The organism is Vibrio sp. 10N.261.54.A5, assembly GCF_041471145.1.
Taxonomy (GTDB): Bacteria; Pseudomonadota; Gammaproteobacteria; order Enterobacterales; family Vibrionaceae; genus Vibrio; species Vibrio crassostreae_C.
On record NZ_JBFRNU010000087.1, the window covers coordinates 1 to 327 of the forward strand.

Annotated in this window: 1 pseudogene; it reads right to left on the reverse strand. The window is 58.1% G+C overall.

The annotated features are described in order from the left end of the window. Positions 1-327: pseudogene (locus AB4329_RS21645) on the reverse strand (hypothetical protein); the annotation flags it as partial.

The following is a 327-nucleotide window of genomic DNA, read 5'->3' on the forward strand; positions in this document are numbered from 1 at the left end:
CCGCGTACGTCACCGTCTGCGCACCGAACGAGCCTGACTCATCCACGTTGCTCTCTTTCAGGGTCACCGTCGCTTCCGCTGTCGAGCCGTAACCGTCGGTCATCACCATCTGGTAATCGCCACTGTTCGTGCCTTGCTCGAAGTCGTTCACCTCCGCCGAAACGCCCGCTGTCGTGATGCTGATGTTGCCGGCCGCATCCACACTGTAGAAACCGTCTTCACTGATGGTGCTAAAGGTGCCGTCACTGTGTTTGAACTCGTATTTGGTCACGCCATCCAGATCGCTGCCGGACAAGGTACCCACTACCGCGTCCGCCACTTGGTTTT